Below are 248 nucleotides of genomic sequence, written 5' to 3' on the forward strand. Positions count from 1 at the left end.
GCGCAGGCACCGCCGTGGATGTTGACCTTGTCATGCGGCAGGTCGAGGTGCTTCATGGCCGCGAGGGTGACGACGGCAAAGGCTTCGTTGATCTCGAACAGGTCCACCTCGGCCAGGTTCCAGCCGGTGCGCTTCATCAGTTTGTCGATGGCGCCGATCGGCGCGGTGGGGAACAGCGCCGGAGCATCGGCGAACGCGGCATGGCCATGAATGACGGCCAGGGGTTTCAAACCGCGCTTTTCAGCTTC

1 pseudogene is annotated in these 248 nt (G+C 63.7%); it reads right to left on the reverse strand.

The features are described from left to right. Positions 1-248, reverse strand: a pseudogene (locus tag SB725_RS32975) (acetyl-CoA C-acetyltransferase); the annotation flags it as partial.

Source organism: Pseudomonas sp. SIMBA_041, from assembly GCF_046535095.1.
Lineage (GTDB): Bacteria > Pseudomonadota > Gammaproteobacteria > Pseudomonadales > Pseudomonadaceae > Aquipseudomonas > Aquipseudomonas mucoides.